Source organism: Leeia speluncae, assembly GCF_020564625.1.
Classification (GTDB): Bacteria; Pseudomonadota; Gammaproteobacteria; order Burkholderiales; family Leeiaceae; genus Leeia; species Leeia speluncae.
On record NZ_JAJBZT010000034.1, the window covers coordinates 1 to 502 of the forward strand.

A 502-nucleotide genomic window follows, 5' to 3' on the forward strand; every position below is an offset into this window, starting at 1 on the left:
GTCACCTTTCACCATAAAAGAAACGATGCCACCAAAGCCTTTCATTTGACGTTTCGCTAATTCATGCTGTGGGTGGCTTGGTAAACCGGGGTAGAGCACTTTCGCTACCTTTGGATGGGCTGCTAGCATTTCTGCCAGGGCTTGGCCATTTTGGTTGACTCGGTTCATCCGCATTGGGAAGGTACGTAAACCACGGAGTAGCAAGAAGCTATCCATGGGCGAAAGTACAGAACCCAAGGTAATGTGGGTTTTCCAGATCTTTGCGGCGAGTTCTTTACTGGTACATACCGCACCAGCGGTGAGGTCATGGTGGCCACCCAGATATTTGGTGGCACTTTGCACCACGATATCGACACCTAGCGCATGCGGCTGTTGGTTAAACGGGGTAGCGAGCGTGTTATCGGCTAAGGTCAGGATACCCTTCTCTTTAGCCACTTTGGTAATGGCTTCGATGTCGGTAATTGCCAGCATCGGATTAGAAGGAGTTTCTAGGGTAATCAGC

General features: G+C 50.2%; 1 protein-coding gene. It reads right to left on the minus strand.

The annotated features are described in order from the left end of the window. Positions 1 to 502: trans-sulfuration enzyme family protein (locus tag LIN78_RS17975; protein ID WP_227182265.1), on the minus strand; the 502-nt coding region annotated here is incomplete at both ends.